This window comes from Curtobacterium sp. MCSS17_008 (genome assembly GCF_003234185.1).
Taxonomy (GTDB): domain Bacteria; phylum Actinomycetota; class Actinomycetes; order Actinomycetales; family Microbacteriaceae; genus Curtobacterium.
Map to the genome: position 1 here is coordinate 515,063 of NZ_QKSM01000001.1, position 24,066 is coordinate 539,128.

21 protein-coding genes and 1 tRNA gene are annotated in these 24,066 nt (G+C 74.1%); 16 read left to right on the forward strand and 6 right to left on the reverse strand.

Annotation, left to right across the window (positions count from 1 at the left end; all coding sequences use genetic code 11):
- Window positions 1–29: 29 nt before the first annotated feature.
- From DEJ23_RS02350 to DEJ23_RS02365, 4 genes are all read left to right on the forward strand, one after another.
- Entirely contained in the window at window positions 30–602 is a 573-nt protein-coding gene (locus DEJ23_RS02350; RefSeq protein WP_111238621.1) for a hypothetical protein, read from the forward strand.
- A gap of 135 nt (window positions 603–737) precedes the next feature.
- Window positions 738–809: transfer RNA gene (locus tag DEJ23_RS02355), tRNA-Arg, on the forward strand.
- Window positions 810–913: 104 nt separating this feature from the next.
- Complete coding sequence (locus tag DEJ23_RS02360; RefSeq protein WP_111238622.1) at window positions 914–4,861, forward strand: Pls/PosA family non-ribosomal peptide synthetase; 3,948 nt, start codon at window positions 914–916, stop codon at window positions 4,859–4,861.
- On the forward strand, window positions 4,858–6,210 hold the full coding sequence (locus DEJ23_RS02365) for a M1 family metallopeptidase (protein WP_111238748.1): 1,353 nt from the start codon (window positions 4,858–4,860) through the stop codon (window positions 6,208–6,210). The genes DEJ23_RS02360 and DEJ23_RS02365 overlap by 4 nt, the downstream gene beginning before the upstream one ends.
- Here the strand turns inward: DEJ23_RS02365 and DEJ23_RS02370 are convergent.
- Entirely contained in the window at window positions 6,207–6,491 is a 285-nt protein-coding gene (locus DEJ23_RS02370; protein ID WP_111238623.1) for a helix-turn-helix domain-containing protein, read from the reverse strand. The two genes, DEJ23_RS02365 and DEJ23_RS02370, sit on opposite strands and share 4 nt — an antisense overlap.
- A 46-nt stretch (window positions 6,492–6,537) precedes the next feature.
- On the opposite strand from DEJ23_RS02370, the gene map reads away from it, so the two are divergent.
- A complete protein-coding gene (map, locus tag DEJ23_RS02375) occupies window positions 6,538–7,308 on the forward strand; it encodes a type I methionyl aminopeptidase (RefSeq protein WP_111238624.1) in 771 nt (256 codons plus the stop codon).
- 94 nt (window positions 7,309–7,402) lie between these two features.
- Here map and DEJ23_RS02380 read toward each other — a convergent pair whose 3' ends face one another.
- Window positions 7,403–7,606: a hypothetical protein gene (locus tag DEJ23_RS02380; RefSeq protein ID WP_058729997.1), complete on the reverse strand. Its 204-nt coding sequence runs from the start codon at window positions 7,604–7,606 to the stop codon at window positions 7,403–7,405.
- 201 nt (window positions 7,607–7,807) lie between these two features.
- On the opposite strand from DEJ23_RS02380, the gene DEJ23_RS02385 reads away from it, so the two are divergent.
- The 5 genes from DEJ23_RS02385 to DEJ23_RS02405 all read left to right on the forward strand — a co-directional run bounded on the left by DEJ23_RS02385 (window position 7,808) and on the right by DEJ23_RS02405 (window position 13,400).
- Window positions 7,808–9,769, forward strand: a complete 1,962-nt coding sequence (locus DEJ23_RS02385; protein WP_111238625.1) for a TPM domain-containing protein — start codon at window positions 7,808–7,810, stop codon at window positions 9,767–9,769.
- Between the two features lie 53 nt (window positions 9,770–9,822).
- Complete coding sequence (locus tag DEJ23_RS02390; RefSeq protein WP_111238626.1) at window positions 9,823–10,548, forward strand: PspA/IM30 family protein; 726 nt, start codon at window positions 9,823–9,825, stop codon at window positions 10,546–10,548.
- Between the two features lie 45 nt (window positions 10,549–10,593).
- Entirely contained in the window at window positions 10,594–11,415 is an 822-nt protein-coding gene (locus DEJ23_RS02395; protein WP_111238627.1) for an arginase family protein, read from the forward strand.
- 222 nt (window positions 11,416–11,637) lie between these two features.
- On the forward strand, window positions 11,638–13,041 hold the full coding sequence (locus DEJ23_RS02400; protein ID WP_111238628.1) for an NAD(P)/FAD-dependent oxidoreductase: 1,404 nt from the start codon (window positions 11,638–11,640) through the stop codon (window positions 13,039–13,041).
- A 2-nt stretch (window positions 13,042–13,043) separates the two neighbouring features.
- Window positions 13,044–13,400 (forward strand): Fe-S oxidoreductase, encoded by a 357-nt coding sequence (locus DEJ23_RS02405; RefSeq protein WP_111238629.1) that lies wholly within the window; start codon window positions 13,044–13,046, stop codon window positions 13,398–13,400.
- Between the two features lie 234 nt (window positions 13,401–13,634).
- Here DEJ23_RS02405 and DEJ23_RS02410 read toward each other — a convergent pair whose 3' ends face one another.
- Entirely contained in the window at window positions 13,635–14,423 is a 789-nt protein-coding gene (locus DEJ23_RS02410; protein WP_111238630.1) for an ABC transporter ATP-binding protein, read from the reverse strand.
- A gap of 32 nt (window positions 14,424–14,455) precedes the next feature.
- Window positions 14,456–15,400, reverse strand: a complete 945-nt coding sequence (locus DEJ23_RS02415; RefSeq protein WP_111238631.1) for a siderophore-interacting protein — start codon at window positions 15,398–15,400, stop codon at window positions 14,456–14,458.
- A 57-nt stretch (window positions 15,401–15,457) separates the two neighbouring features.
- On the opposite strand from DEJ23_RS02415, the gene DEJ23_RS02420 reads away from it, so the two are divergent.
- The 6 genes from DEJ23_RS02420 (at window position 15,458) to DEJ23_RS02445 (ending at window position 21,483) form a co-directional block, all read left to right on the forward strand.
- On the forward strand, window positions 15,458–16,402 hold the full coding sequence (locus DEJ23_RS02420; RefSeq protein WP_111238632.1) for an alpha/beta fold hydrolase: 945 nt from the start codon (window positions 15,458–15,460) through the stop codon (window positions 16,400–16,402).
- Between the two features lie 61 nt (window positions 16,403–16,463).
- The gene (locus tag DEJ23_RS02425) at window positions 16,464–17,984 is read left to right on the forward strand and encodes an ABC transporter substrate-binding protein (RefSeq protein WP_111238633.1); all 1,521 of its coding nucleotides are present in this window, start codon (window positions 16,464–16,466) and stop codon (window positions 17,982–17,984) included.
- Window positions 17,985–18,048: 64 nt separating this feature from the next.
- On the forward strand, window positions 18,049–19,002 hold the full coding sequence (locus tag DEJ23_RS02430) for an ABC transporter permease (protein WP_111238634.1): 954 nt from the start codon (window positions 18,049–18,051) through the stop codon (window positions 19,000–19,002).
- Window positions 18,999–19,901 carry an ABC transporter permease gene (locus tag DEJ23_RS02435; RefSeq protein WP_111238635.1) on the forward strand — a complete coding sequence of 301 codons (903 nt, stop codon included), beginning with the start codon at window positions 18,999–19,001 and terminating at the stop codon, window positions 19,899–19,901. Before DEJ23_RS02430 ends, DEJ23_RS02435 begins: the two co-directional genes overlap by 4 nt.
- Window positions 19,898–20,701 carry an ABC transporter ATP-binding protein gene (locus DEJ23_RS02440; protein ID WP_111238636.1) on the forward strand — a complete coding sequence of 268 codons (804 nt, stop codon included), beginning with the start codon at window positions 19,898–19,900 and terminating at the stop codon, window positions 20,699–20,701. Before DEJ23_RS02435 ends, DEJ23_RS02440 begins: the two co-directional genes overlap by 4 nt.
- Window positions 20,698–21,483, forward strand: coding sequence for an ABC transporter ATP-binding protein (locus DEJ23_RS02445; protein ID WP_111238637.1), 786 nt, complete (start codon window positions 20,698–20,700; stop codon window positions 21,481–21,483). Before DEJ23_RS02440 ends, DEJ23_RS02445 begins: the two co-directional genes overlap by 4 nt.
- 150 nt (window positions 21,484–21,633) lie before the next feature.
- On the opposite strand, the gene DEJ23_RS02450 is transcribed toward DEJ23_RS02445, so the two are convergent.
- Window positions 21,634–23,073: an amidase gene (locus DEJ23_RS02450; RefSeq protein ID WP_111238638.1), complete on the reverse strand. Its 1,440-nt coding sequence runs from the start codon at window positions 23,071–23,073 to the stop codon at window positions 21,634–21,636.
- An 11-nt stretch (window positions 23,074–23,084) separates the two neighbouring features.
- A complete protein-coding gene (locus DEJ23_RS02455; protein WP_111238639.1) occupies window positions 23,085–24,014 on the reverse strand; it encodes an NmrA family NAD(P)-binding protein in 930 nt (309 codons plus the stop codon).
- Window positions 24,015–24,066: the final 52 nt, after the last annotated feature.

The following is a 24,066-nucleotide window of genomic DNA, read 5'->3' on the forward strand; positions in this document are numbered from 1 at the left end:
CCTCCCGGCCGATGGACCATCATGTCGGGATGACCACCCGCAGCCGTGCCCGGGCGATCACCTTCGCCCTGCTCACCGTGTCCGCGTCCGTCGCCCTGGCCGGCTGCACGGGCGGTCCCGGCGACGCGGCCCCGAGCGCGAGCGCGACCCCGATCGGCACCGCCGTGGGGCAGACGTGCGCCGAACTGCTGCCCACGAGCGCCCTCGCGGTCTACGGGAAGACCTTCGAGCAGGACACGGCGTGGGCGCCCGCGAAGGGCACGCCTGCGGCGACGATCGCGCGTCAGCGTGGTCGCGTCTGCCACCTCGTCGCCACGGACGACCCGTCGACGACGATCACGCTCGCCGTCGCGCACCTGCCTGAGAAGTCGCTCACGACCCTGAAGGACGCCCTCTACGAACGCGGTGGGTCCGTCCCGACCTACCGCGTCGAGGGGTACTACGCCCTGGACGGCGGCGTCGGCCGGGCCGACGCCTTCCCCGACCCGTACTGGATCACGACGGAGTCGACGCTCTACACGGAACCGGGCGGAGCGCAGCCCGTCGTCGACGCGGTGCGCGCGGTGCTGCAGCCGACCGCGTCGGCGACGCCGGCGGGCTGAGCCGACCAACCGCCGGACGGGAGGCACGGCACCGACCCGACCCGCGCCTCCCGTCCGAGGGCCGTCACGACACCACCGCGACACGCGTTGTCGGGACCGGGTCGCGGGACCTGCTACGGTTGGTGTCACCCACGGGCCCCCATAGCTCAGGGGATAGAGCACTGCCCTCCGGAGGCAGGGGCGGAGGTTCGAATCCTCCTGGGGGCACAGCGAGCCCCGGCGACCATCGCCGGGGCTCTTGCGTTCCCCGTGTCGAGCACCCGTCCCGGTGTTCTCGGGGACGACACCCGGCGTCAGTATGATCCGCGCCGATGAGCACCGGCACCACGGACCCCCAGGCAGCACTCGCCCGCGGCCAGCACGCGCCCGCCCCGCGCACCCTCCTCGACGTCCTCGAGGCGACCGCGGCGGCCGCACCGGACGCCCTCGCGCTCGAGGACCCGGCGGGCACGATCGACTACGCATCGCTGCTGCGGCTCGTCCGGACGCAGGCCGACGACCTCGCCACGCGCGGCGTCCGACGCGGCGACCGGGTCGGCGTGCGCATCCCGTCCGGCGGGCGCGACCTGTACCTGGCGATCCTCGCGGTCCTCGCGGCCGGTGCCGCCTACGTCCCGGTCGACGCGGACGACCCGGGAGAACGCGCCGCCCTGGTCTTCGGCGAGGCCGGGGTCGTCGGCGTGGTCGGGGCCGGCGGTGTCCTGCGCACGAGTGGGGACCCGGACGCCGAGCCCGCTCCCGTCGTCGACCCGGACGCCCGCGCCGAGGCGCCGACGGTCGAGGACGACGCCTGGGTGATCTTCACGTCCGGGTCCACCGGCGTGCCCAAGGGCGTCGCCGTGACCCACCGCTCCGCGGCTGCCTTCGTCGACGCCGAAGCGCGGATGTTCCTGCAGGACGCCCCGATCGGCCCCGGGGACCGCGTGCTCGCCGGCCTGAGCGTCGCGTTCGACGCCTCGTGCGAGGAGATGTGGCTCGCCTGGGGCCACGGCGCGTGCCTGGTGCCCGCACCGCGGTCGCTGGTCCGCACCGGGGTCGACCTCGGTCCGTGGCTCATCGCGCACACGATCACCGTCGTGTCCACCGTGCCGACCCTCGCGGCGCTGTGGCCCGACGACGCCCTCGAGCAGGTCCGGCTCGTGATCTTCGGCGGCGAGGCGTGCCCACCCGAACTGGCCGCCCGCATCGCGTCGCGCGACCGGGAGCTCTGGAACACCTACGGTCCGACCGAGGCGACCGTCGTCGCGTGCGGCGCCCTGATGGACGGCGGCCAGCCGGTGCGCATCGGGCTGCCGCTCGACGGGTGGGACCTGGCGGTCGTCGACGAGCAGGGTCGGCGGGTCGCACCGGGCGGGGTCGGCGAGCTCGTCATCGGCGGGGTCGGCCTCGGTCGGTACCTCGACCCGGCGAAGGACGCGGAGAAGTACGCGCCGTTCCCGGAGCTCGGCTGGGACCGGGCGTACCGGAGCGGCGACCTCGTCCGCTACGAGCCCGAGGGGCTCGTCTTCCAGGGCCGCGCCGACGACCAGGTGAAGCTCGGCGGCCGCCGGATCGAGCTCGGCGAGGTCGACGCGGCCCTGCAGGGGCTCGACGGTGTCGGCGGCGGCGCGGCCGTCGTGCAGCGCACCCCGGCCGGCAACCAGGTGCTCGTCGGGTACGTCGCCCCCGCGGCCGGCGCGACGATCGACACGGCCGCGGCGAACGCCCGCCTGCGCGAGGAACTGCCCGCCGCCCTCGTGCCGCTCCTCGCGGTGGTCGACTCCCTGCCCACCAGGACGTCCGGCAAGGTCGACCGCGCCGCACTCCCCTGGCCGCTGCCCGGCGCCACCGACGCCGCCCTGCTCCCCGACACCGTGGCGTGGATCGCCGAGCGCTGGTCGGCGATCCTCGGGGTTCCCGTGACGAGCGTCGACGACGACTTCTTCGCCCACGGCGGCGGGTCGTTGACCGCCGCGCAGCTCGTGTCCGCGATCCGCGAGCGCTTCCCGACGACGACCGTCGCCGACGTCTACGACCACCCGCGCATCGGTGCCCTGGCCGCAGCCCTGGACGACGCCGGACCCGCCGCTGCCGCGCGCCGATCCGTGCGCCCGGTCCCGCCGACGACCGGGCTCCTGCTCACCCTGCTCGGCCTGCCGGTCCAGGTGCTCCGCGGGCTGCGCGTGCTGACGTGGACGGCGCTCGTGGCGGCGGTCCTGCACGCGACGACCCTGCCGGTCGTGCCGGTCCTGCCGTGGTGGGCGCTCGTCGCCGCCCTGCTGCTCTTCGTCACACCGGTCGGCAAGATGACCGTGACCGTCCTGCTCGCGCGGCTCCTGCTCGTCGGCGTCCGTCCGGGCGACCACCCGCGGGGTGGCTCGGTGCACGTGCGCGTCTGGCTCGCCGAGCGCATCGCCGAGGCCGTCGACGGCCCCTCGACCGCCGGTGCACCGTGGATCAGCTACTACGCACGGGCGCTCGGCGCCCGTGTCGGGCGCGACGTCGACCTGCACACCCTCCCGCCCGTCACGGGCATGCTCACCGTCGGCAAGCGCGCGTCGATCGAGCCCGAGGTCGACCTCGCCGGACACTGGGTCGACGGCGACCTGTTCCGGCTCGGGCACGTCGCGGTGGACGCCGACGCGGTGGTGCACAGCCGCTCCACCCTGCTGCCCGGCGCGCACGTCGGCGAGGGAGCCGAGATCGAGGCCGGCTCCGCCGTGGCCGGACGGGTGCCCGGCGGGGAGCGCTGGGCGGGTTCGCCTGCGGAACGCGTCGGCTCGGCGCGTCACGGCCGGGAGGCGCGTCCCCCCGCCCCACGCCGCTGGCTCGTCGCGTACGGGGTCGGTTCGGTCGTCGTCGCCGCTCTGCCGGTCGTGGGCGTCGCCGCGGGGCTCGCGGTCGCGGTCGCGCTGGTCGGTCCGGTGGGCACGATCGGCGAGGCCGTGCTGCGCGGGCTCGCGGCCGTGCCGCTCGCCACGCTCGTCGCGGGGCTCGTGTACGCCGCGCTCGTGGTCGCTGCCGTCCGGCTGCTCGCCCTCGGGCTGCACGAGGGGCGGCACCCCGTGCGATCCCGGTCCGGCTGGCAGGCCTGGTGCACCGAACGGGTGCTCGACGCTGCCCGGACCCTGCTCTTCCCGCTCTACGCGTCGCTCGTCACCCCGCTGTGGCTGCGCGTCCTCGGTGCGCGGGTCGGCCGGGACACCGAGATCTCCACCGTGCTGCTCATCCCCTCGCTCACGCAGATCGCGTCCGGTGCCTTCCTGGCGGACGACACGATGGTCGCGACGTACGAGCTGGGCGGCGGTTCCGTGCGCATCGGCCGGTCGAAGGTCGGTCGGCGCGCGTTCCTCGGCAACTCCGGCATGACCGGCGCCGGGCGCTCGGTCCCCCGCGAGGCCCTGGTCGCGGTGCTCTCCGCCGTGCCGAAGAAGGCCAAGCGCGGGTCCTCCTGGCTCGGGTCGCCCCCGGTCCGGCTGCGCCGTGCCGCCACCGAGTTCGACGAGGAGCGCACGTTCCGGCCGCCGCGCAGGCTCAAGGTCGCCCGCGCCTGCTGGGAGGTGCTGCGCCTGGTCGCACCGATGGTGTCGGCAGCCATCGCCTTCGGGGTCGCCGGGGCCCTGCTCGCACTGTGGTCCGCCGTGGGCATCGGCTGGACCGTGCTCCTCGCCGGCCCCGTCCTCATCGCCGCGGGAGCCGTAGCCGCCGCCGTCTCCACCGTCGCGAAGTGGGTCTTCGTCGGCCGCATCCACGCCCGCGAGCACCCGCTGTGGTCGTCCTTCGTGTGGCGCAACGAGGTGCAGGACACCTTCGTCGAGACCGTCGCACGGCCGTGGTTCGCCGAGCAGGCGACCGGCACACCGGCACTGGCCGCCTGGCTCAGGAGCCTCGGCGCCCGGATCGGCCGCGGCACGTGGATCGAGACGTACTGGCTGCCGGAGGCGGACCTCGTCTCCATCGGCGACGGTGCGGCGGTGGCCCGCGGGACCGTGGTGCAGACGCACCTGTTCCACGACCGGGTGATGCAGCTCGACACCGTCCTGCTCGACGACGGCGCCACGCTGGGGCCGCACAGCGTCGCCCTGCCCGCCGCGGGGATCGGTGCCGGCGCGACCGTGGGGCCGGCGTCCCTGGTGATGCGCGGCGAGCAGGTGCCCGGCGGGACGCAGTGGGCGGGCAACCCGATCGCGCCGTGGCCCTCCGCCCCGCCCGTCCCGGTCGCGGAGCGCACCGTCGCGGCCGACGAGGACGTCCCCGTGGCAGACTCGACGACACCGTGAAGCCGAACCTCGACGCCGACCCCTACACCCCGCACAGCGGCGACCGGCGGTGGAGCGCGCTGCACTACGACCTCCGCCTCGGCTACCGCGTCGCCACGAACCGGCTCGACGCCACCGCGACCGTGACCGGCCGCGCGGTGGGGCCCCTCGACCGGATCGTGCTCGACCTGCACGGCCTGCGGGTCGACTGCGTCGACGTCGACGGCGCCCGCGCGGCGAAGGTGTCGACCTCGACGCACAAGCTGACGGTCACACCGGCCGCGCCCGTCGCCGCCGGTGCCGAGTTCACCGTGCACGTGCGCTACCGCGGGGCTCCGCACCCCCTGCGCAGCCCCTGGGGACAGATCGGGTGGGAGGAACTGACCGACGGCGTCATCGTGGCAGCGCAGCCCACCGGCGCTCCGTCGTGGTTCCCCTGCAACGACCGGCCCGACGACAAGGCCACCTACCGGTTCGAGATCACCGCCGAGTCCGACTACGACGTCGTGGCGAACGGCGACCTGCTCGGGCGCGGACGAGCACGGGCGGGGACGGCCTGGACCTACGCGGTCACCGAGCCGATGGCGACGTACCTGGCGACGGTGCAGATCGGGCGGTACCGCACCACGACGCTGCGCCGCTCCCCCGGGTCCGCGAGCCGCGGGGGCCTCCCCACCGTGACCGTGCACCACCCGGCCGACCTGACCGCCGCCGTGCGGACGGACTTCGGCCGGGTGCCGGACATGCTCGCCCTGTACGCGGACGTCTTCGGGCCGTACCCGTTCTCGTCGTACGGGGTCGTCGTGACGGACGACGAGCTCGAGATCCCGCTCGAGGCCCACGGCCTGGCCGTCTTCGGGCGGAACCACGTCGACGGCGAGCACGGCACCGACCGGCTGATCGCGCACGAACTCGCGCACCAGTGGTGGGGGAACTCGGTGACCGCGGCGCGCTGGCGCGACATCTGGCTGCACGAGGGCTTCGCCTGCTACGCCGAGTGGCTCTGGTCGGAGCACCGCGGCGGGGACACGGCTGACACGCTCGCCGAGCACCACCGACAGGGTCTGCTCGCCGGGCCGCAGGACCTCGTGGTCGCCGACCCAGGAGCCGCCGACATGTTCGACGACCGGGTGTACAAGCGCGGCGCCCTCGCCCTGCACGCCGTGCGTCGGACCTTCGGCGACGCGGCGTTCACGAGCGGGCTCCGCACGATCACGGCCGAGCACCGGCACGGTTCCGTCGCGGCGGCGGACGTGCACGAGGCGTTCGCGAGCGCAGCCGGGGTCCCCGTGCTCGCCGTGCGGCAGGTCACGGGGCCGTGGATCGACGAACCCGGCGTACCCGCGCTCCCCGCCGACGGCGCGGGCTAGGACCGGGCGGCTCCGACCCGGCTGTCCCCGGTGACCGCGGTCGGGTGCACCTCGGCCCACAGGGCGTCGAGGGATAGCCCGACGACCCCCGCGACCGCGGCGATCGTCGCGAAGGACGGCGTGGCGATCCTGCCGGTCTCGATCTTCCGCAGGGTCTCCGGTGAGACACCCGCCGCGATGGCGACCTCGAGCATCGAGCGGTCGCCGCGAGCACGACGCAGCAGCGCGCCGAGTCGACGACCGCGTTCGAGCTCGTCCGGGCTGAGCGGGAGACGGACCATGGACCCGATGCTAGTACCGGCCGGACAATACCGGTACGATCATCCCGTGATCGAGATCCTCTCCCCCACCGAGGTCGACCGCGCACGCCGGACCGGTGCGCTCGTCGGCACCATCCTGCAGACGCTCCGCGAACGCACGGCCGTCGGCACGAACCTGTTGGACATCGACCGGTGGGCGCGGTCCATGATCGAGGACGCCGGCGCCGGGTCCTGCTACGTCGACTACGCGCCGTCGTTCGGTCGTGGCCCGTTCGGCCACCACGTCTGCACCGCGGTGAACGACGCCGTGCTGCACGGCCTCCCGCACGACCGCGTGCTCGACGACGGGGACCTGCTCACCCTCGACCTCGCCGTGACGCTCGACGGCGTCGCGGCGGACGCCGCGATCAGCTTCGTCGTCGGCACGGCCGACCCGGCCGACACGGCCCTGATCGAGGCCACCGAGCGCGCCCTGGACGCGGGCATCGCCGCCGCTCGTCCGGGAGCCCGCACCGGGGACCTGTCGCACGCGATCGGCGGCGTGCTCAGCGCCGCGGGGTACCGGGTGAACACGGAGTTCGGCGGACACGGCATCGGGTCGACGATGCACCAGGACCCGCACGTGGCGAACACCGGTCGGCCGGGGCGGGGCTACACCCTGCGGCCGGGGCTGCTGCTCGCACTCGAGCCCTGGGTCATGGCGGACACCGACGAACTCGTCACCGACCCGGACGGATGGACGCTCCGCAGCGCCACGGGATCGCGCACGGCACACACGGAGCACACGATCGCGATCACCGAGGACGGAGCCGACGTGCTCACCCGCCCGGTGCGCTGACCCGGTCCTCGACCACGACGGGGAGCCCTCCGGCCGCGAGCACAGCGGGGCCGGCGCCCCCCGACCGACCCGCGGTCCGTCGGCTCCCTCGGTGTCAGGCGTGCGTGAGGGCGATGAGCGCGACGTTCATCGTGCTGTAGGCCCCCTCGGACCGCGTGGCCTGCCGGACCCGCCCACGGAGGACCTCGTACCGGCCGTCCTGCTCTCGGACGAACCCGATGACGCCGCTCGCCGGCGTCGAGACGCGGTGGTACCCGTCCTCCAGTGGGACGACCTCTGTGCTCGTCGTACGCTCCATCGCTCTCCCCTTCCGTTCGTCGTCGAACGATGACCACCACCATACCCCGGTTCGGGGTACAAGTCCGTCAGACGACGCCCGTCGCCTGGGGTTCTTCACGTATCCACCCGCTCTGTGCGTGGTCTGGATAGCATCTCCACGAGGGTGCCCGTCCGGGTGCCGTGGGGCATCGTGAGGGCTCCCTCGACGGATGGAGGACGGATGCGAGCGGTCCACGACGGATCGAGCACGGACGACCGGGTGGCCCGTCGGGTGCTCCGACGGCCACGGCGGCGGACGCGTCCCTCCCCCGACGGCCGCGGTGCCCGACTCGCCGGTCGCTCCGCCGCGCTGCTCCTCGCCGCCGGGTTGGTGCTCGCCCCGGCCACGGGCGCACGTGCGACCGATCCGGTCGACCTCGGTGGCGCGTACGTCGTCGACGAGGCCGGGGCGCTCACGAGCAGCCAGCGGAGCGAGGTCGAGCGGGCGGTCCAGGACCTCTACGACGAGACGCAGACGCAGCTCTTCGTCGTGTACGTGCCCACCTTCACCAACCCCAGCGACCACACCGCGTGGGGCGACGCGCTCATGGAGCGCAACCAGATCGACGCGGACAGCATCGTGCTCTCCGTCGCGGTCGACGACCGGGTCGCCGACATCCAGCAGACGAACGAGACCACGCTGTCGAGCAGCGACGTCGAGTCGGCCTACCAGCAGGACGCGGTGCCGCAGCTCCGGAACGGCGACTGGGCCGGCGCCGCGGTCGCGTTCGCTGACGGCCTCGTCGACACCCAGGCACCGCCGAACCTCACGTGGCTGTGGGTGCTGCTCCTCGTGGTCGTCGTCGGGCTCGTGGTCGTCGTGCTCGTCGTCCGCACGCGCAACAAGCGCAGGACGGCCGAGGCCACCCGGGCGCAGGAGGCCTCGTTGGCGGGGCTCGAACGCAGGGCCGGCGCAGCCCTCGTCACCATCGACGACGAGCTCCGGACCGCTGAGCAGGAGGTCGGGTTCGCCACCGCCCAGTTCGGTGAGGACGCCGCGAGGCCCTTCGCCGAGGCCGTGGCCGCCGCCAAGAAGAACGTGCGCCAGGCGTTCTCGTACCAGCAGCAGCTCGACGACGAGGTCCCGGACAGCCCGCAGCAGCGTGCGCAGTGGGCGAACCAGATCATCGCCATCTGCGAGCAGGCGCACGCGGCCATCGACCAGCAGACCGAGGCGTTCGACCGCCTGCGCTCGCTCGAGGACGGCGTCGAGGACGCCGCGGCCGCGCTCGCGTCCGCTGTCGCCGCAGCGCCGATCGAGCTCGACGCCGCCCGTCGTTCCGTCGAGCGCGTCCGCGGGACCTACGGCGGGCGGACGCTCGCGACGGTCGCCGACAACGTCGACCAGGCGGAGCGGGTGCTCGGCTACGCGACCGAGCGGTCACAGGCCGCCACCGCGGCGATCGCCGCCGGCGACAAGGGCGAGGCGGTCATCGCGGTGCGCGACGCCCAGCACGCGCTCGCCCAGGTCCAGCAGCTCACCGCGAGTGCGACCGGCGCGGAGCGGGCGTTCTCCGAGGCCGCGGCCCGGGCCGGAGCGATGCGCGTCGACATCGAGGGCGACGTCGCCGCAGCGCGGACCATGCGCTCGGGCGATCCCGCCCTCGCCTCGGCCGTCACCCGGGCGGAGGCCGTCCTGCGACAGGGCGTCGACCCGCGTGACCCGATCGCCGCGGTCGATGCGCTCACCGGGGCGAACACCGACATCGACGCAGCCCTCGCCGCCGCCCGCGGCGCCCAGGAACAGCAGCAGCGTGCTCGACGGGCCCTCGACGCCGCGCTGCGGGACGCCCGTGCGCGCATCAGCCAGGCACGGGACTTCATCTCGCTCCGCCGAGGTGCCGTCGGCCCGACCGCCAGGACCCGGTTGTCGGAGGCCGAGCGCGCTCTCGACGACGCAGTCGACCTCGCCACGAGCGACCCGGCCCGCGCGGTACAGGCCGCGCGGTCCGCCGAGCAGTACGCCGCAGCCGCGATGGACGCGGCGAACGACGACATGGGCGGGTGGCCCGGTCAGGGCGGCGGCGGGAACGGCGCACAGCTCGGTGGCCTGGTGACCGGTCTCGTGCTGGGCGGTCTGCTCGGCGGCCGCGGTGGCAGCTTCGGCGGCGGGGGCGGCTTCTCCGGCGGCGGCCGGTTCTGACCGACGACACAGACCAGCAGCAGGACGACAGACCTTCCACGAAAGGGAAAGCAATGGCAAAGCAGACCATCTTCGGCCGGATCTCCTCGCTCATCCGGGCGAACGTGAACCAGCTCATCGACGACGCCGAGGACCCGCAGAAGATGCTGGACCAGCTCGTGCGCGACTACACGAACAACATCGCGGACGCCAAGACCGCCATCGCGCAGACGATCGGCAACCTGCGCCTGCTCGAGCAGGACCACGAGGAGGACAAGCGCGCCGCGACCGAGTGGGGGCAGAAGGCCGCGAACGCCTCCGCTGCGGCCGACAAGTACCGCGCCGAGGGCAAGACCGCCGACGCGGACAAGTTCGACAACCTCGCGAAGATCGCGATCGGCAAGCAGATCGCCGCGGAGCAGGAGGTCAAGGACAACGAGGGCCCGCTGGCGACGCAGAACGAGCAGGTCGAGAAGCTCAAGTCGGGTCTCGCCGGCATGGAGCAGAAGCTCGAGCAGCTCAAGGCCAAGCGCGACTCGCTCGTCGCGCGGCAGAAGACCGCCGAGGCCCAGTCGAAGGTCAACGACGCGATCGGCAACATCGACATCACCGACCCGACGAGCGACCTCAACCGCTTCGAGGAGAAGGTCCGTCGCGAGGAGGCGAAGGTGCTCGGACAGCAGGAACTGCAGGCGTCGAGCCTCGACGCGCAGTTCGAGAGCCTCGACGACGTCGGCCGCGACGCCGAGGTCGAGGCCCGTCTCGCCGCGATGAAGAACGGCGGGTCCGCGTCGATCTGACGCGGTTCCCCGGACGACGCCGGGCCGTGCTGACAGACTGAGGCGATGCAGTTCCTCGTCGTCGGTCAGTGGCAGGGTTCGGCGTCGTCGCGCGCGATGCGCCTCGGCGACGGTGCCCAGGCCATCGCGGCCGATCTCCCCCGCGCCGTCACCACCGTCGTCGACGTGCCCGCTGGCGCCGGCGACCGGCTCGAGACCGCGGTCGCGCGGTACACGTCGATCCGCGCCGTCGCCGAGCGCGTCGCGGAGGAGGCAGGGGTCGCGAGCGATCCCGTCCTGGTGGTCGGCGGCGACGGGTCGAGCGTCCTCGGCGCGACCGTGCTCGTGCGCCCGGGCACCGCCTTCGTGCGCTTGGCCGGGTCGAGCGGCTACCGGTCACTGAACCGCGCGCAGCCGGTGGCGGCCGAGACCGCCGTGCTCCGGCTGCTGGTCGACCGGCCCGACGAGCTCTTCCCGGACCTGCCGACGATCGACCCCGCCGCCGTCGTGCTCGCCGGCATCCGCGGGACCGACGACGCCGAGCTCGCGGCCCTCGACCGCGTGGGCATCACGCACCTCGACGTCGACGCGGCGACCCCCGACGCCGTCGCCGCCGCCGTCGACGCCACCGGCGCCGAGGCGGTCTTCGTGCACGTCGACCTCGACGTCCTCGACCCGGCCGAGGTCGACGGGCTGCTCGAGCCGGTACCGTTCGGCCTCGACGCCTCCGGCCTGGTCGAGCGGATCCAGGCGGCTGCCCGCGGTCGGCGGCTCGTGGGCGCTGCGCTGACGGGGTTCGCACCGGTGGACCCGGAACGGGCGGTGGACGACCTCGGCGTGATCCTCCGCGCGGTCGGCGCGCTCACGACGGCGTCGCGCGCGGTCTGACGACGGGGTCGCGCGCAGCCCGTCGGCGTCACGCCGCCCGACGGCGTCGCGCGCAGCCCGACCGGTTCGCGCGCAGCCCGTCGGCGTCGCGCGCAGTCCGTCGGGGTCGCGCGCAGCCCGACGGGACGGACCCGCGCCTCCCGTCCGTCGTGCCGCAGCGCCCGTCCGGGAACACGCGCCGCACCCGGCCGGTCCTCCGCCGCCGCGCGTAGGTTCGAGGGCATGACGGACTACGACCTCATCGTGATCGGAGCCGGCGCTGTCGGCGAGAACGTGGCGGACTACGCCCACAAGCGCGGCCTGTCGGTCGCCGTCGTCGAGGCCGAGCTGGTCGGCGGCGAGTGCTCCTACTGGGCGTGCATGCCGTCGAAGGCCCTGCTCCGCAGCGGACACGCGGTCGCCGCAGCGAAGCGGGTCGACGGCGCTGCGCAGGCGGTCACCGGTCACGTGGACGCCGCGAAGGTCCTCGCCCGCCGCAACTCGTTCACCTCGGACTACCAGGACGACAGCCAGGTGGCGTGGCTGGATTCCGCCGGCATCGCCCTCATCCGCGGGCACGCCCGCATCACCGGCGAGAAGACCATCGAGGTGGGCGGCGAGACGCACACCGCGAAGGCCGCCGTCGCGGTCGTCACCGGGTCGCTCCACGCGCTGCCGGACGTGCCCGGGCTCGCCGAGGCGAAGCCGTGGGGCACGCGGGAGGGCACCAGTGCGCAGGAGGTCCCGGAGAGCCTGCTCGTGATCGGCGGCGGCGTCGCGGGCTCCGAGCTCGCGACCGCGTGGGCGTCGCTCGGCGCCAAGGTCACCCTCGTCGCCCGGCACGGGCTGCTCGGCGGCATGGAACCGTTCGCGGGTGAGCTGGTCGCCGACGCGATGCGCGAGCTCGGCATCGACGTGCGCACGGGCGTCAACCCGACCCGCGTCGACCGTGACGAGCACGGCCTGGTCACCACGACGCTCGACGACGGCACGACGGTCGTCACGAGCGAGGTCCTCGCCGCGACCGGCCGCAAGCCGCACACGGCGGACCTCGGTCTCGAGTCGGTCGGCCTGACCGCGGGCGACTGGCTGCAGGTCGACGACACGATGCTCGTGCAGGGCACCGACTGGCTCTACGCCGTCGGCGACGTCAACCACCGCGCGCTGCTCACCCACCAGGGCAAGTACCAGGCGCGTGCCGCCGGCGAGGCGATCGCCGCACGGCACCAGGGCCGCCCCGTGCACGCCGAGCCGTGGGGCGCGCACGTCGCCACCGCCGACCACGCGGCCGTCCCGCAGGTCACCTTCACCGATCCGGAGGTCGCGAGCATCGGTCTCACGGAGGCCGCCGCGCGTGAGCAGGGGATCGACGTCCGCGCGGTCGAGTACGACCTCGGCGCGGTCGCCGGGTCCGCGCTGCAGGCCGACGGGTACACCGGTCGCGCGAAGATGGTCGTGGACGAGGACCGCGGTGTCGTCGTCGGTGTGACCTTCGTGGGGCAGGACGTCGCCGAGATGCTCCACGCCGCGACGATCGCCGTCGTCGGCGAGGTCCCGGTCGACCGGCTCTGGCACGCGGTGCCCGCGTACCCGACGATGAACGAGATCTGGCTGCGCCTGCTCGAGACCTACGGCCGCCCGGAGTAGGGGTGGCGAACCCGTTCCTCGACTCCCCCGTCTCCCGAGCGGGCTGGTTGTTCGCCACCGCCGTCGGGCTCGCCGTCGGGGTCCCGCTCTCGACCGGCCGGATCCGCGTCGAGGGCGGGTTGGTGATCTGCACGGGGCTGCCGCGCTGGGTCTTCCGGCGCGGCGGCACGTGCATCGGATCGGTCTACCTGACCCGCGACAACGACGGGCGACGGGTCCTGCGCCACGAGCGGGTGCACGTCGCGCAGTGGCGGCGGTACGGCATCCTCATGCCGCTGCTGTACGCCGTGGCCGGTCGGGATCCGCTCCGCAACCGGTTCGAGGTCGAGGCCGGCCTGGAGGACGGCGGCTACCGCTGACCCGGACCGGCCTCGCCCGGCGGTGAGCGACGACCGACCCGCGACGGCCGGCGCGCCGTGCCCGCGCGCGCCCGTTCCGCGCCCGCGCGCGACGGCCCCGTGCCCGCGCGCGACGGTTCCGGTCGCAGGACACGCCGCGAGGCGAGCGGCGACACGGCGGGTCGCGCGACCCGAGCGTCCGCGGGCGGCGCGTCGTGCGACCGGAAGCAGACGGACGGCGGGCAGCAGGCGCCGTCAGACCGCGCGGCGCCGCGGCACGACGAGGGGCGTGCCGGTCTCGGGGTCGGGGACGACCACGCACGGCAGACCGAAGACGTCCTCGACCAGCTCCGCGGTGAGCACCGAAGCCGGCGTCCCCTCCGCGACGATCGCACCGTCCCGCATCGCCACGAGGTGCGTGGCGTACCGGGCCGCCTGGTTGAGGTCGTGCAGCACCGCGACGACGGTCCGACCGGACGCGTGCAGTGCCGAGGCGAGTTCGAGCACGTCGTACTGGTGCGCGATGTCGAGGAACGTCGTCGGCTCGTCGAGCAGGACGATGTCGGTCTCCTGCGCGAGCACCATCGCGATCCACACCCGCTGACGCTGCCCGCCCGAGAGCTCCCCGACGCTGCGGTCGGCGAGCGACACGGTGTCGGTCTGCTCGAGCGCCGTCTGCACCGCTGCCCGGTCCGAACCCGACGAGGGGTGCAACAGGTCCTGGTGCGGGAACCGACCGCGGGAGACGAGGTCACGGACGGTGATGCCCTCCGGGGCGATCGGCGTCTGCGGCAGCATGCCGACCCGCCGCGCGACGGCCTTCGGACGGTACGACCCGATCGGCGCCCCGTCGAGGTACACGGTCCCGGCGCTCGGCGTCAGCGTCCGCGCGAACGACTTCAGCAACGTCGACTTGCCGCAGGCGTTCGGCCCGACGATGACCGTGAGCTCCCCGTCGGGCACGTCCACGTCGAGTGCGGAGACCACGACCCGGTCGTCGTACGCCAGGGTCAGCCCGCGCGCGCCGAGTGCGGTCGTGGGCACCGCTGCCCGCGTGGGGGCCGGCGCCGCGCCGTTCAGTGCTCCGCCTTGCCGTGCCGCCAGTAGCCCATGAACGCGACCTGCTCCCGCGCGAGCCCGACCCCCCGCACCAGGTGCCGACGGAGGTCCTTCACGCATCCGGCCTCGCCCGCGATCCACGCGTAGACGGGCCGCTCGTCGACGGGTGCCGGGACGTCCCAGAGGACGTGCTGGTCGACGTCGACGTCTCCCGGATCCACCGCAGCGACCTCGAGCGCAGCAGCGCCGACGTCGCCCGTGCAGGCGCCCGCCGTCACGACGTCGGACGCCCACGCGTGCACCTGGTCCGTCATCCGGACACCGTGCGAGGCGCCGTTCCGGGCGATCCAGCGGACCTCGACCCCGGCGGGGGCGGTCACCGGCAGCCGGTCGGCGTCGGTCGGGACCTCGATGAACACGTGGCCGACGGTGGTGACGTCGAGGGCCTCGAGGATGGCGCAGATGGCCGGCGCTGCGGTCTCGTCGCCGGCGAGCAGGATGCGGGTCGCGCTGCCCGGTGCGAACTCCGCGGCACCGCTCGGCAGCTCGGCGGGCGAGGACGGCACGGCGGGCCCCACGATGCGCAGTTCGTCGCCCACCCGGCACGAGGAGACCCAGCGCGAGGCGGGACCGGTGTCACCGTGCGCGACGAAGTCGATGTCGAGCTCGCGGGCGTCCGGCCGGAAGGACCGGACGGTGTAGGTGCGCAGGGGGTTCCGCTCGGCGTCGGGCAGGGCACGCCACGCGCCGTACCAGTCGTCGCCGTCGGGCAGGTCGGTGAAGCCGTGCCCCGGGATGGGCAGCACGATCTTGATCCGCTGGTCGAGGCCCACCGCGGAGAAGTCCGCGAGCGCGTCCCCGGTCAGCGTCACCCGGACGAACGACGGGGTGAGCGCGGTGACGGCTGCCACGCGGACGGAGAAGACACGGTACCGGGCTGCCACGATCAACGAGTATGGCATGCCTTACCTAAGGCTTCCAGGGCATCGAGGTACCGATCCGGGTGCGAGGATCGGTCCGTGCACGAACCCGACGACGAATTCTCGGACCTGCCCGCGCTCGCGGCGGCGAGCGGCGTGCGGGAGCCGCTCCGCGCCTCCAGGCAGGTGGTGCGCGACGCCGACGGACGCGAGACCGCGGCCATCCGCTGGGACGCGGGAGACGGCCGGGAGGCGCGGGTCACCTACCTGCACGGGCTCGGCATCGACGCGCACAGCTTCGACCAGACCGCGATCGCGGTCGGCGAGCCCGCGGTTGCCCTCGACCTGCCCGGGCACGGCAGGTCGTCCTGGCGGGACGACGCCGACTACGGGGCGACCGCGACGGCGCCCCAGGTGCTCGCAGCGCTCGACGCCCTGGGCGTCGGGCCCGGCGTCCTGGTCGGGCACTCCCTCGGAGCGATCCTGGCGGCACGGGTGGCGGCGACCGCACCGGGACGCGTGACCGGGCTCGTCCTCGTCGACATGTCGCCCGACTTCGCGCAGCGCGCCGTGGACCGCATCGCCCGGGCGCTCGAGGACGAGACGCCGTTCGCGTCGCTCGACGAGGTCGTCGACCGCGCCGTCGAGGCCCGTGTCGGCGACGACCGCGCGGTGCTCCTCCGCGAGGCCCGCCACACCACGCGGCTCGGCGAGGACGGTCGACTGGTCCGTCGACACCACTTCCCGCACCTGCCCGCGGGACGCACGGCGTCGGTGGGCCGGTTCGCCGACGCATGGCCCGACCTGGAGGCCCTGGACGTCCCGATCCTGCTCGTGCGCGGGGACCGTGGCTACGTCTCCCCGAAACTGCACGCCGGGTTCTCCGAGCGGCTGCCGCGCGCCGAGGTCGTCACGGTCACGGCACGCCACGCGGTGCAGAACCAGGCACCCCTCGAACTGGCGTCGGCGATCCGGGCATGGGGCGCGGGGCACGGGTTGTTGCACGAGGTCCAACAACCGTCATCCGGCGCCGAACGCCGGTAACCTCGTGCGAGCGCGCTGCGACGACCGTCGCCCCCACGCGCCCGGAAGGAACCCACATCCCATGAGTCCGCTCCTCCCCCGACGCAGCGGCCGCGCAGCACGCGCCGCCCTGGTCGCCACGGCGGTCGCCGTCGCGTCGGCCCTGACGCTCACCGCCTGCTCCGGCTCCTCGGACGACCGCGGCGGAGACGACGCCACCGTGCGCGTCGGTCTCGTGCTCGAACCGACGAGCCTCGACATCCGCACGCAGTCCGGCGCCGCGCTCGACCAGGTGCTCATCGACAACGTGTACCAGGGCCTGGTCGGGCGGACGGCGGACGGGGAGATCCGCGACGTGCTCGCATCGGAGCACGAGGTGTCGTCGGACGGGAAGACCTACACGTTCACGCTCCGCGACGGCACGACGTTCCAGGACGGCGAGCCGGTCACCGCTGACGACGTCGTGTGGTCGCTGCAGCAGGTCAAGGAGGACGACTCCTACGTCGACTCCGCCAAGCTCGCCGGCGTGACCTCGATCACGTCGCCCTCGGACGGTGTCGTCGAGCTGCGCCTGGCGGAGCCGGACTCCGACCTGCTGTGGAACCTCACCGGTCGCGCCGGGCTCGTGCTCGAAGAGGACGCGACGAACGACCTGTCCGACAGCGCCAACGGCACCGGGCCCTACGAGGTGTCGTCGTGGAAGCAGGGCGACTCGCTCACCTTCACCCGGAACGACGACTACTGGGGCGCCCGACCGGAGGTCGCGGAGATCGTCTTCCGCTACATCACCGACCCGTCCACCGCGGTGAACGCGATGGCCAACGGCGACCTCGACGTGCTCAACCCCGTCGACGGCACGCTGCAGAGCCAGCTGCAGGGCAACCAGGACATCACGCTGCACCGCGGCAAGACGACCGACAAGTACACGCTCGCCTTCAACGACGCCGAGGCGCCCTTCACCGACGTCCGCGTCCGGCGGGCGATCCGGCAGGCGATCGACCCGGAGGCGCTCATCAAGGCCATCGGCGGGACGGGCGTCGAGCAGGGCGGCCCCATCCCCGAGCTCGACCCGGGGTACGAGGACCTGACGGACATCGACGCGTACGACCCGGAGAACGCGAAGGAGCTCCTGGCCGAGGCCGGGCAGCAGGACCTCGACCTCACACTGACGTACGCGAACGTGTACCCGGCGACGATCGGCGACGTGCTGAAGTCGCAGCTCGCGGACGTCGGCATCACACTCCGGGTGCAGCGCGTCGACTTCGCCACGTGGCTGTCGCAGGTCTTCCAGGAGAAGGACTTCCAGCTGTCGGTGGTCGACCACGTCGAGGCACGGGACTTCGGCAACTGGGCGAACCCCGACTACTACTTCGGGTACGACAACCCCGAGGTGCAGCGGCTGTACGCCGAGTCGATCGCGACGACGTCGCAGCGCGAGAAGGAGCAGGCGCTCCGCGAGGCCGCGCGCATCGTGAGCGAGGACGCCGCCGGCGAGTGGCTGTACACCGCGACGGAGATCACGGCGGTGCGCAAGGGCGTGACCGGGTTCCCCGTCGACGGCGGCAACTCCCGTCTGGACCTGTCGATGCTGGCGGTGGAGTGACCCCGGCTCCGTGTGGCGGCGGTGCGGTCCGCGGAGCAGGTGCGGTCCCCGTAGCATCGGAACCGTGACCCGGTTCCTCGTCGGGCGACTGCTCCTGCTCGTCGTCGGCCTGCTCGTGGCGAGCATCATCGTGTTCGCCACGCTGCGGGTGCTCCCCGGTGACGTCGCGCAGGTCGTCGCCGGCACCCAGTCCACGCCGGCGCAGGTCGACCAGCTCCGGCAGCAGCTCGGGCTCGACCGCCCCGTCGTGGTGCAGTACGTCGACTGGATCGGCGGCGTGCTCCGCGGCGACCTCGGTCGCTCCCTCGTGACGAACGGCGCCGTCGGTCCGGAGATCGCCGAGAAGCTCGCGGTCACCCTGCCGCTCGCGGCCATGTCCCTCGTCGCTGCGCTCGTCCTCGGGGTGCCGCTCGGCGTGCTCGCCGCGGTCCTCCGACGCCGCGCTGGAGGGGCGCTCATCGGGTTCGTCGCGCAGGCCGTCGCCGCGGTGCCCGTGGTGTGGGCCGGGATGCTCCTCATCGCACTGTTCGCCGTCACGCTGCACTGGCTGCCGACGCAGGGCTTCCCGCTCGACGGGTGGGACGAACCCGGCCGGGCGTTCTCGTCGCTCGTGCTCCCGGCGCTCACCATCGGGGCCGTCGAGGGTGCCGTGATCCTCCGCTTCACCCGGTCCGCCACGCTCACCGTGCTCGACGCCGACCACGTCCGGACCGCCGCCGCGATCGGCCTCACCCGCACGCAGGCGCTCCTGCGGCACGGGTTGCCCTCCGTGGCCCTCACCGTGCTCGCAGTCCTCGGCGTGCAGATCGCCGGGCTCCTCGTCGGTGCCGTCGTCGTCGAGCAGCTGTTCTCGCTCCCCGGTGTCGGTCGGATGCTCGTGACCGACGTCGGACGCCGCGACGTCACGAAGGTGCAGTCCGAACTCCTCGTGCTCACCGGCCTCGTGCTGCTCGTCGGGTTCGCGGTGGACGTCGTGCACCGCGCGCTCGACCCACGGCAGCGGGAGGTGGGCGAGTGATCCGCCGGCTCCTGGCACGGCCGACCGGCGGCTTCGCCGTGGTGGTCCTCGCGCTCCTGGTCGTCCTCGCCGCGGTCTCGCTGGTCTGGACGCCGCAGGACCCGTTCCGCACCGATCCCTTCCGGCAGTGGGCGGCGCCGAGCCCCGCACACTGGTTCGGCACCGACGCCTCCGGGCGGGACATCGCGAGCTACCTGCTCGCCGGTACCCGGACGACCGTGCTCGTCGCGGTCGGGTCCGGCGTCGTGGCGAGCGTGGTCGGCATCGCGCTCACCGCGATCGGTTCGCTGACGGCACGGTGGGTCCGCGAGGGCACCGCCGTGCTCCTCGACATCCTCGTCGCCTTCCCGACGCTGCTCACCGCCATGCTCCTGACGGCCGTGTTCGGTGGTTCGCTCGGCATCGTGGTGGTGAGCGTCGGGCTGTCCTTCGGCGTCACGATCGCCCGGGTCGCACGCGGCGAGATCCGCCGCATCGCCCGGAGCGACTACGTGGTCGCCGCCCGGGCCTCCGGAGTCGGCCCCGTCGGCGTGCTCACCCGGCACCTCGTCCCGAACGCCGCACCGCTCTTCACCGTGCAGCTGTCACTCGCGATGGCGACCGCGGTCCTCGCCGAGGCCGGGTTGTCGTACCTCGGGTACGGCGCAGGGTCGGACACCGCCTCGTGGGGCAACATGCTCGCCGACCTGCAGACGTACATCGGCGTCCACCCCTGGAGCGCCACCTGGCCCGGCGCGGCCATCGCCCTCGTCGTCGCGGCGCTCTCGCTGCTCGGCGACGCGGTCCGCGATGCGACGGACCCGCGCCTGACCACGGGCGACCGCGCAGCGACGGGCACGGGCGACCGCGACGCGGACGACGCCGCCACGACCACCACGACCCCGGGCGTGACGGCATGAGCGACCAGCGCCCGGACCGCGACGGACTCGAGGTGCGCGGCCTCACGGTCCGCATCGCGGGACGGACGGTGCTCGACGACGTGACGTTCACCGTGCCTCCCGGCCGACGCGTCGGCGTCATCGGCGCCTCCGGCTCCGGCAAGTCGATGACCTCGCTCGCCCTGATGGGTCTCGAACCGAGCGGGGCCGAGGTGACCGGGAGCATCCGGATCGACGGCACCGAGCTCGTCGGCCTGCGCGACCGGGACCGCGCGCGGCACCGCGGGACGGGCGTCGGCATGGTGTTCCAGGAGCCCGCGACCGCCCTCGACCCGCTGCGGCGGGTCGGCGCGCAGATCGCGGAGCCGATCCGGCTGCACCGCGGCCTCGACCGCCGTGCGTCGGCGACGGCGGCCGTCGCGCTGGCCGACGCGGTCGGGCTGCCGGATCCGGTCTCCTTGCTCCGGCAGTACCCGCACCAGCTGTCGGGCGGGCAGCGGCAACGCATCTGCATCGCGATGGCGATGGCCGGCTCCCCCGCCTACCTGGTCGCCGACGAGCCGACGACCGCGCTCGACGTGACGACCGAGGCACGCATCCTGGAGCTCTTCGAGCGGCTGTCCACCGACCGGGGCACCGGGATGCTCTTCGTGACGCACGACCTGGCGGTGCTCGCCCGCATCGCCGACACCGCGGTCGTGCTCGACCACGGCAGCGTCGTCGAGCAGGGTTCCGTCCGCGCCCTGCTCGACGCTCCGCAGCACCCGGCGACGGCGGCACTCGTCGAGGCCGCCCGCGCCACCGCCAGGAGGACCCCGTGACCGCTCCCGTCCTCGAGGGCACCGACCTCCACCGCACGTACCGGCTCCCCCGGCGCGGGCCGTTCGAGCCCGGTCCGGTGCGGACCGCGGTCGACGGCGTCGACCTCTCGGTCTCCCCCGGATCGCGACTGGGCATCGTCGGCGAGTCGGGCTCCGGCAAGTCCACCCTGGTCCGCCTGCTCGCCGGTCTGGAGGCACCCTCCTCCGGCACCGTGTCGGCCGGCGGCCGTCCGGTGGTCGCCTCCGCGTCCGCGTCCGCGATGCGCTGGTTCCGTCGCGAGACCGGCGTGGTCTTCCAGGACCCGTACGCGTCCCTCGACCCCCGGATGCGCGTCGGCACCATCGTCGCCGAGCCGCTGCGCGCCCTGCGGGTGCCCGGCTCGCACGCCGGCCTGGTCCGCGACGTGCTCGAACGCGTGGACCTGCCGGCCGACGCCGCGGAGCGCTACCCGCACGAGTTCTCCGGTGGGCAGCGGCAGCGGATCGCGATCGCCCGGGCCGTCGTGCACCGGCCGCGGATCCTGTTCGGGGACGAGCCGATGAGCGCCCTCGACGTGGTCGTCCGCGCCCGGGTGATCGACCTGTTCCGCTCCCTCGCCGACGACCTCGGGCTCACGCTCGTGCTCGTGTCGCACGACATCGGCGTCGTGCAGCGGCTGTGCGACACCGTCGCGGTGCTCTCGGCCGGCCGGATCGTCGAGCAGGGGCCGGTCTCGCTGCTCGACGACCCGCAGCACGCCGTGACCCGGGCGCTGGTGGCGGCGGCGCCGACGCTGCCGTAGGGGCGCGGGCGGGGGCAAGCGGGGGCGCGACCGGGCATCGGTTCGAGCGACAGGACCGCCGTCGTGCGACGACCACGACGTCGCACCGGGCGTCGGCCCACGATCACCCGCGGACACGGCAGCCGACACCGCGCCGGCGCCAGCCCCGCGTCACCACACCGCCGGGTGCCTCCGCTGCCAGCGCAGTCGTCGCTCGAGCTGCGCACCGATCGCGAGCAACACGCGCTCCCCGCCCGGACGCCCGATCAGCTGCACGCCCATCGGCAGTCCGGCGCCGTCGGGGTGCCCCTCCTCGGTGACGCCGACCGGCAGCGTGATCGCAGGCAGCCCCGACACGTTGACCATCGACGTCCACGGCGAGTAGGCGCACTGTCGTCGGAAGTCCTCCTCCGGGTCGTCGCCGTACCACCCGAGCGGCCGCGGCGTGAGCGCCAGGGTCGGCGTGAGCACGGCGTCGAAGCGGTCGAACGCACGGATCAGCCCGGCCGAGAACCCGTCGAGCGCGGTCATCGCGTCGAGGACCCGCGTCGCGGTGAGGTGCTGCGCCCGGTCGACGAGCCACGCCACGAGCGGTGTGAGCCGCGCCAGGTCGATGCCCGGCACGCGCGGCAGCCCCGCTGCGCCCGACTCCCACGCCACGCGGAAGGCGTCGGCGTACGGCAGCCGGGGCATCGCGACGTCCTCGACACCGTGGCCGACCTCGCCGAGGACCCGTACGGCCGTCTCGACGGCGGCCCGGGCGGCGGGGTCCACCACGACGTCGACCGCGTCGTCCCACGGGGAGCCGTCCAGGAGCCCCACGACGAAGCGTCCTTCGCCCCGGACGGCGGCGGCGGTGAAGGGGCCGTCGCCGACGTCGGGCGTGACGAGCGCGGAGGGGGACGGCTCGGGCAGCCCGGTCGGCGCGACGAGGGCGTCGAGGAGCATCCCCGCGTCCGCGACGTTCCGGGTGATCGGCCCGGCGACGCTCAGACCACCGAGCCCGGACCGGCCGGGCATCGACGGCACGCGGCCGCGGCTCGGCTTCAGGCCGACCAGGCCCGTCGCGGCGGCGGGGATGCGCACCGATCCCCCGCCGTCCGTCCCGACGGCGGCGGGGACGAGTCCGGCGGCGACAGCCACGGCGGTACCGCTCGACGACCCACCGGGAGCCCGCGTGGTGTCGTACGGGTTCCTGGTGGTGCCGAACCGGGTCTCCGACGACGACGACATGCCGAACTCGGGCGACGTCGTCTTGCCGAGGCTGATCGTGCCCGCTGCGGCGAGCGCCGCCACCAGGGGGTGGTCGGCCGTCGCGGGCGTCACGGGCAGTGCCACGGAGCCGTGCCGGGTGGGGACGCCGGCGCGGTCGTACAGGTCCTTGTCCGCGGTCGGCAGGCCCCACAGCGGTCGGGAGGTCGGGACGAGCGATCCCAGCTGTTCCGCCCGCGACCGTGCGGTGTCGGCGGTGACGGTGACGAACGCACCGAGCGAGGGGTCGAGTCGCTCGATGCGGGCGAGGTAGTGCTCGGTGACCTCGAGCACGGTGGCGTCACCCCGGCGGACCCAGTCCCAGAGTTCCTGGGCGGACAGGTGGTGGAGTTCGAACACGGTCCCCGAGCCTAGGCGTGCGCGGGGGTGCCGAGGTGTGCCGCGAGCACGTCGCGGACGGTGGTCCAGTCGTGCGGGCCGTAGCGGTCGTTCGCCACGTGGTGCAGTTCGGCCTCGCCGCTGAACATGCTCACGAAGTACTGCATGCCCTGCCACGCGGGGAACGGTTCGGCGTCGTCGGCCTTCGACAGACGCCGTCCGACGCGTGCCATGGCGGAGAGCGTGCCCGCGGTCCCCGCCCACTGCGTGCGGAAGCGGGTGCCGGTGAGCCGCGAGAGCGTGTCCGCGACGCTCCGCGCCGTCACCCGGTCGCCGGCGACCTCGACCACGCGCGGGGCGTCCGGGTCGAGGGCGACGCGTACCGTGACCCAGGCGGTGTCGTCCTTCGTGGTGAAGTCGAGCACCTGGTCCGGGGAGGACCAGTACAGCACCGTGCGGCGGTCGAACAGGATCATCGGGGCCTGGCCGGTGAGCATGTCCGTGAAGGCGCCGTTCAGCACCGAGGTCGCCCGGATCGCTGCGGCGTCGACCGTCGCGGCGAACTCGCGGCGCAGCTCGAAGTTGCGGTTCGTTCCCGGGGTGACGGCCCGGTAGTCGGCCGAGTAGTCGGACGGCACGAACCGGGGTACGCCGGCGTCGACCGCTGCCCGGAGCAGGGCGGTCTGTGCGTCGACGATCACGGACCGCGTGCCGCTGAGCGCCGAGACCACGACGTCGACCCCGGCGAGCGCCGTCACGAGCGCTCGGTGGTCGTCGTACGCGGCGGTGGCCAGTGACACGCGGTCGGACAGTGCTCCGAGCCGCTCGGCTGCGGGTGAGGAGCCGGAGCGGCTGAGCGCGCGGACGCGGACGTCGTGGTCGTGGTCGTGGTCGAGGAGCGCGCGCACGATGCGTGTGCCGAGGTCGCCGGTGGCGCCGGCGACGAGGACGGTGGTGGTCATGCCCCCGACGCTACGCACGGACGGCGGGGTCGGCCCGGTCTTGCATCCTTCG

Bases quoted from the DNA above. Each gene is read 5' to 3' on its own strand.
- DEJ23_RS02350 (WP_111238621.1), top strand. From the start codon at position 30: ATGACCACCCGCAGCCGTGCCCGGGCGATCACCTTCGCCCTGCTCACC.
- DEJ23_RS02360 (WP_111238622.1), top strand. From the start codon at position 914: ATGAGCACCGGCACCACGGACCCCCAGGCAGCACTCGCCCGCGGCCAG.
- DEJ23_RS02370 (WP_111238623.1), bottom strand. From the start codon at position 6,491: ATGGTCCGTCTCCCGCTCAGCCCGGACGAGCTCGAACGCGGTCGTCGA.
- DEJ23_RS02380 (WP_058729997.1), bottom strand. From the start codon at position 7,606: ATGGAGCGTACGACGAGCACAGAGGTCGTCCCACTGGAGGACGGGTAC.
- DEJ23_RS02385 (WP_111238625.1), top strand. From the start codon at position 7,808: ATGCGAGCGGTCCACGACGGATCGAGCACGGACGACCGGGTGGCCCGT.
- DEJ23_RS02390 (WP_111238626.1), top strand. From the start codon at position 9,823: ATGGCAAAGCAGACCATCTTCGGCCGGATCTCCTCGCTCATCCGGGCG.
- DEJ23_RS02395 (WP_111238627.1), top strand. From the start codon at position 10,594: ATGCAGTTCCTCGTCGTCGGTCAGTGGCAGGGTTCGGCGTCGTCGCGC.
- DEJ23_RS02400 (WP_111238628.1), top strand. From the start codon at position 11,638: ATGACGGACTACGACCTCATCGTGATCGGAGCCGGCGCTGTCGGCGAG.
- DEJ23_RS02415 (WP_111238631.1), bottom strand. From the start codon at position 15,400: ATGCCATACTCGTTGATCGTGGCAGCCCGGTACCGTGTCTTCTCCGTC.
- DEJ23_RS02425 (WP_111238633.1), top strand. From the start codon at position 16,464: ATGAGTCCGCTCCTCCCCCGACGCAGCGGCCGCGCAGCACGCGCCGCC.
- DEJ23_RS02440 (WP_111238636.1), top strand. From the start codon at position 19,898: ATGAGCGACCAGCGCCCGGACCGCGACGGACTCGAGGTGCGCGGCCTC.
- DEJ23_RS02455 (WP_111238639.1), bottom strand. From the start codon at position 24,014: ATGACCACCACCGTCCTCGTCGCCGGCGCCACCGGCGACCTCGGCACA.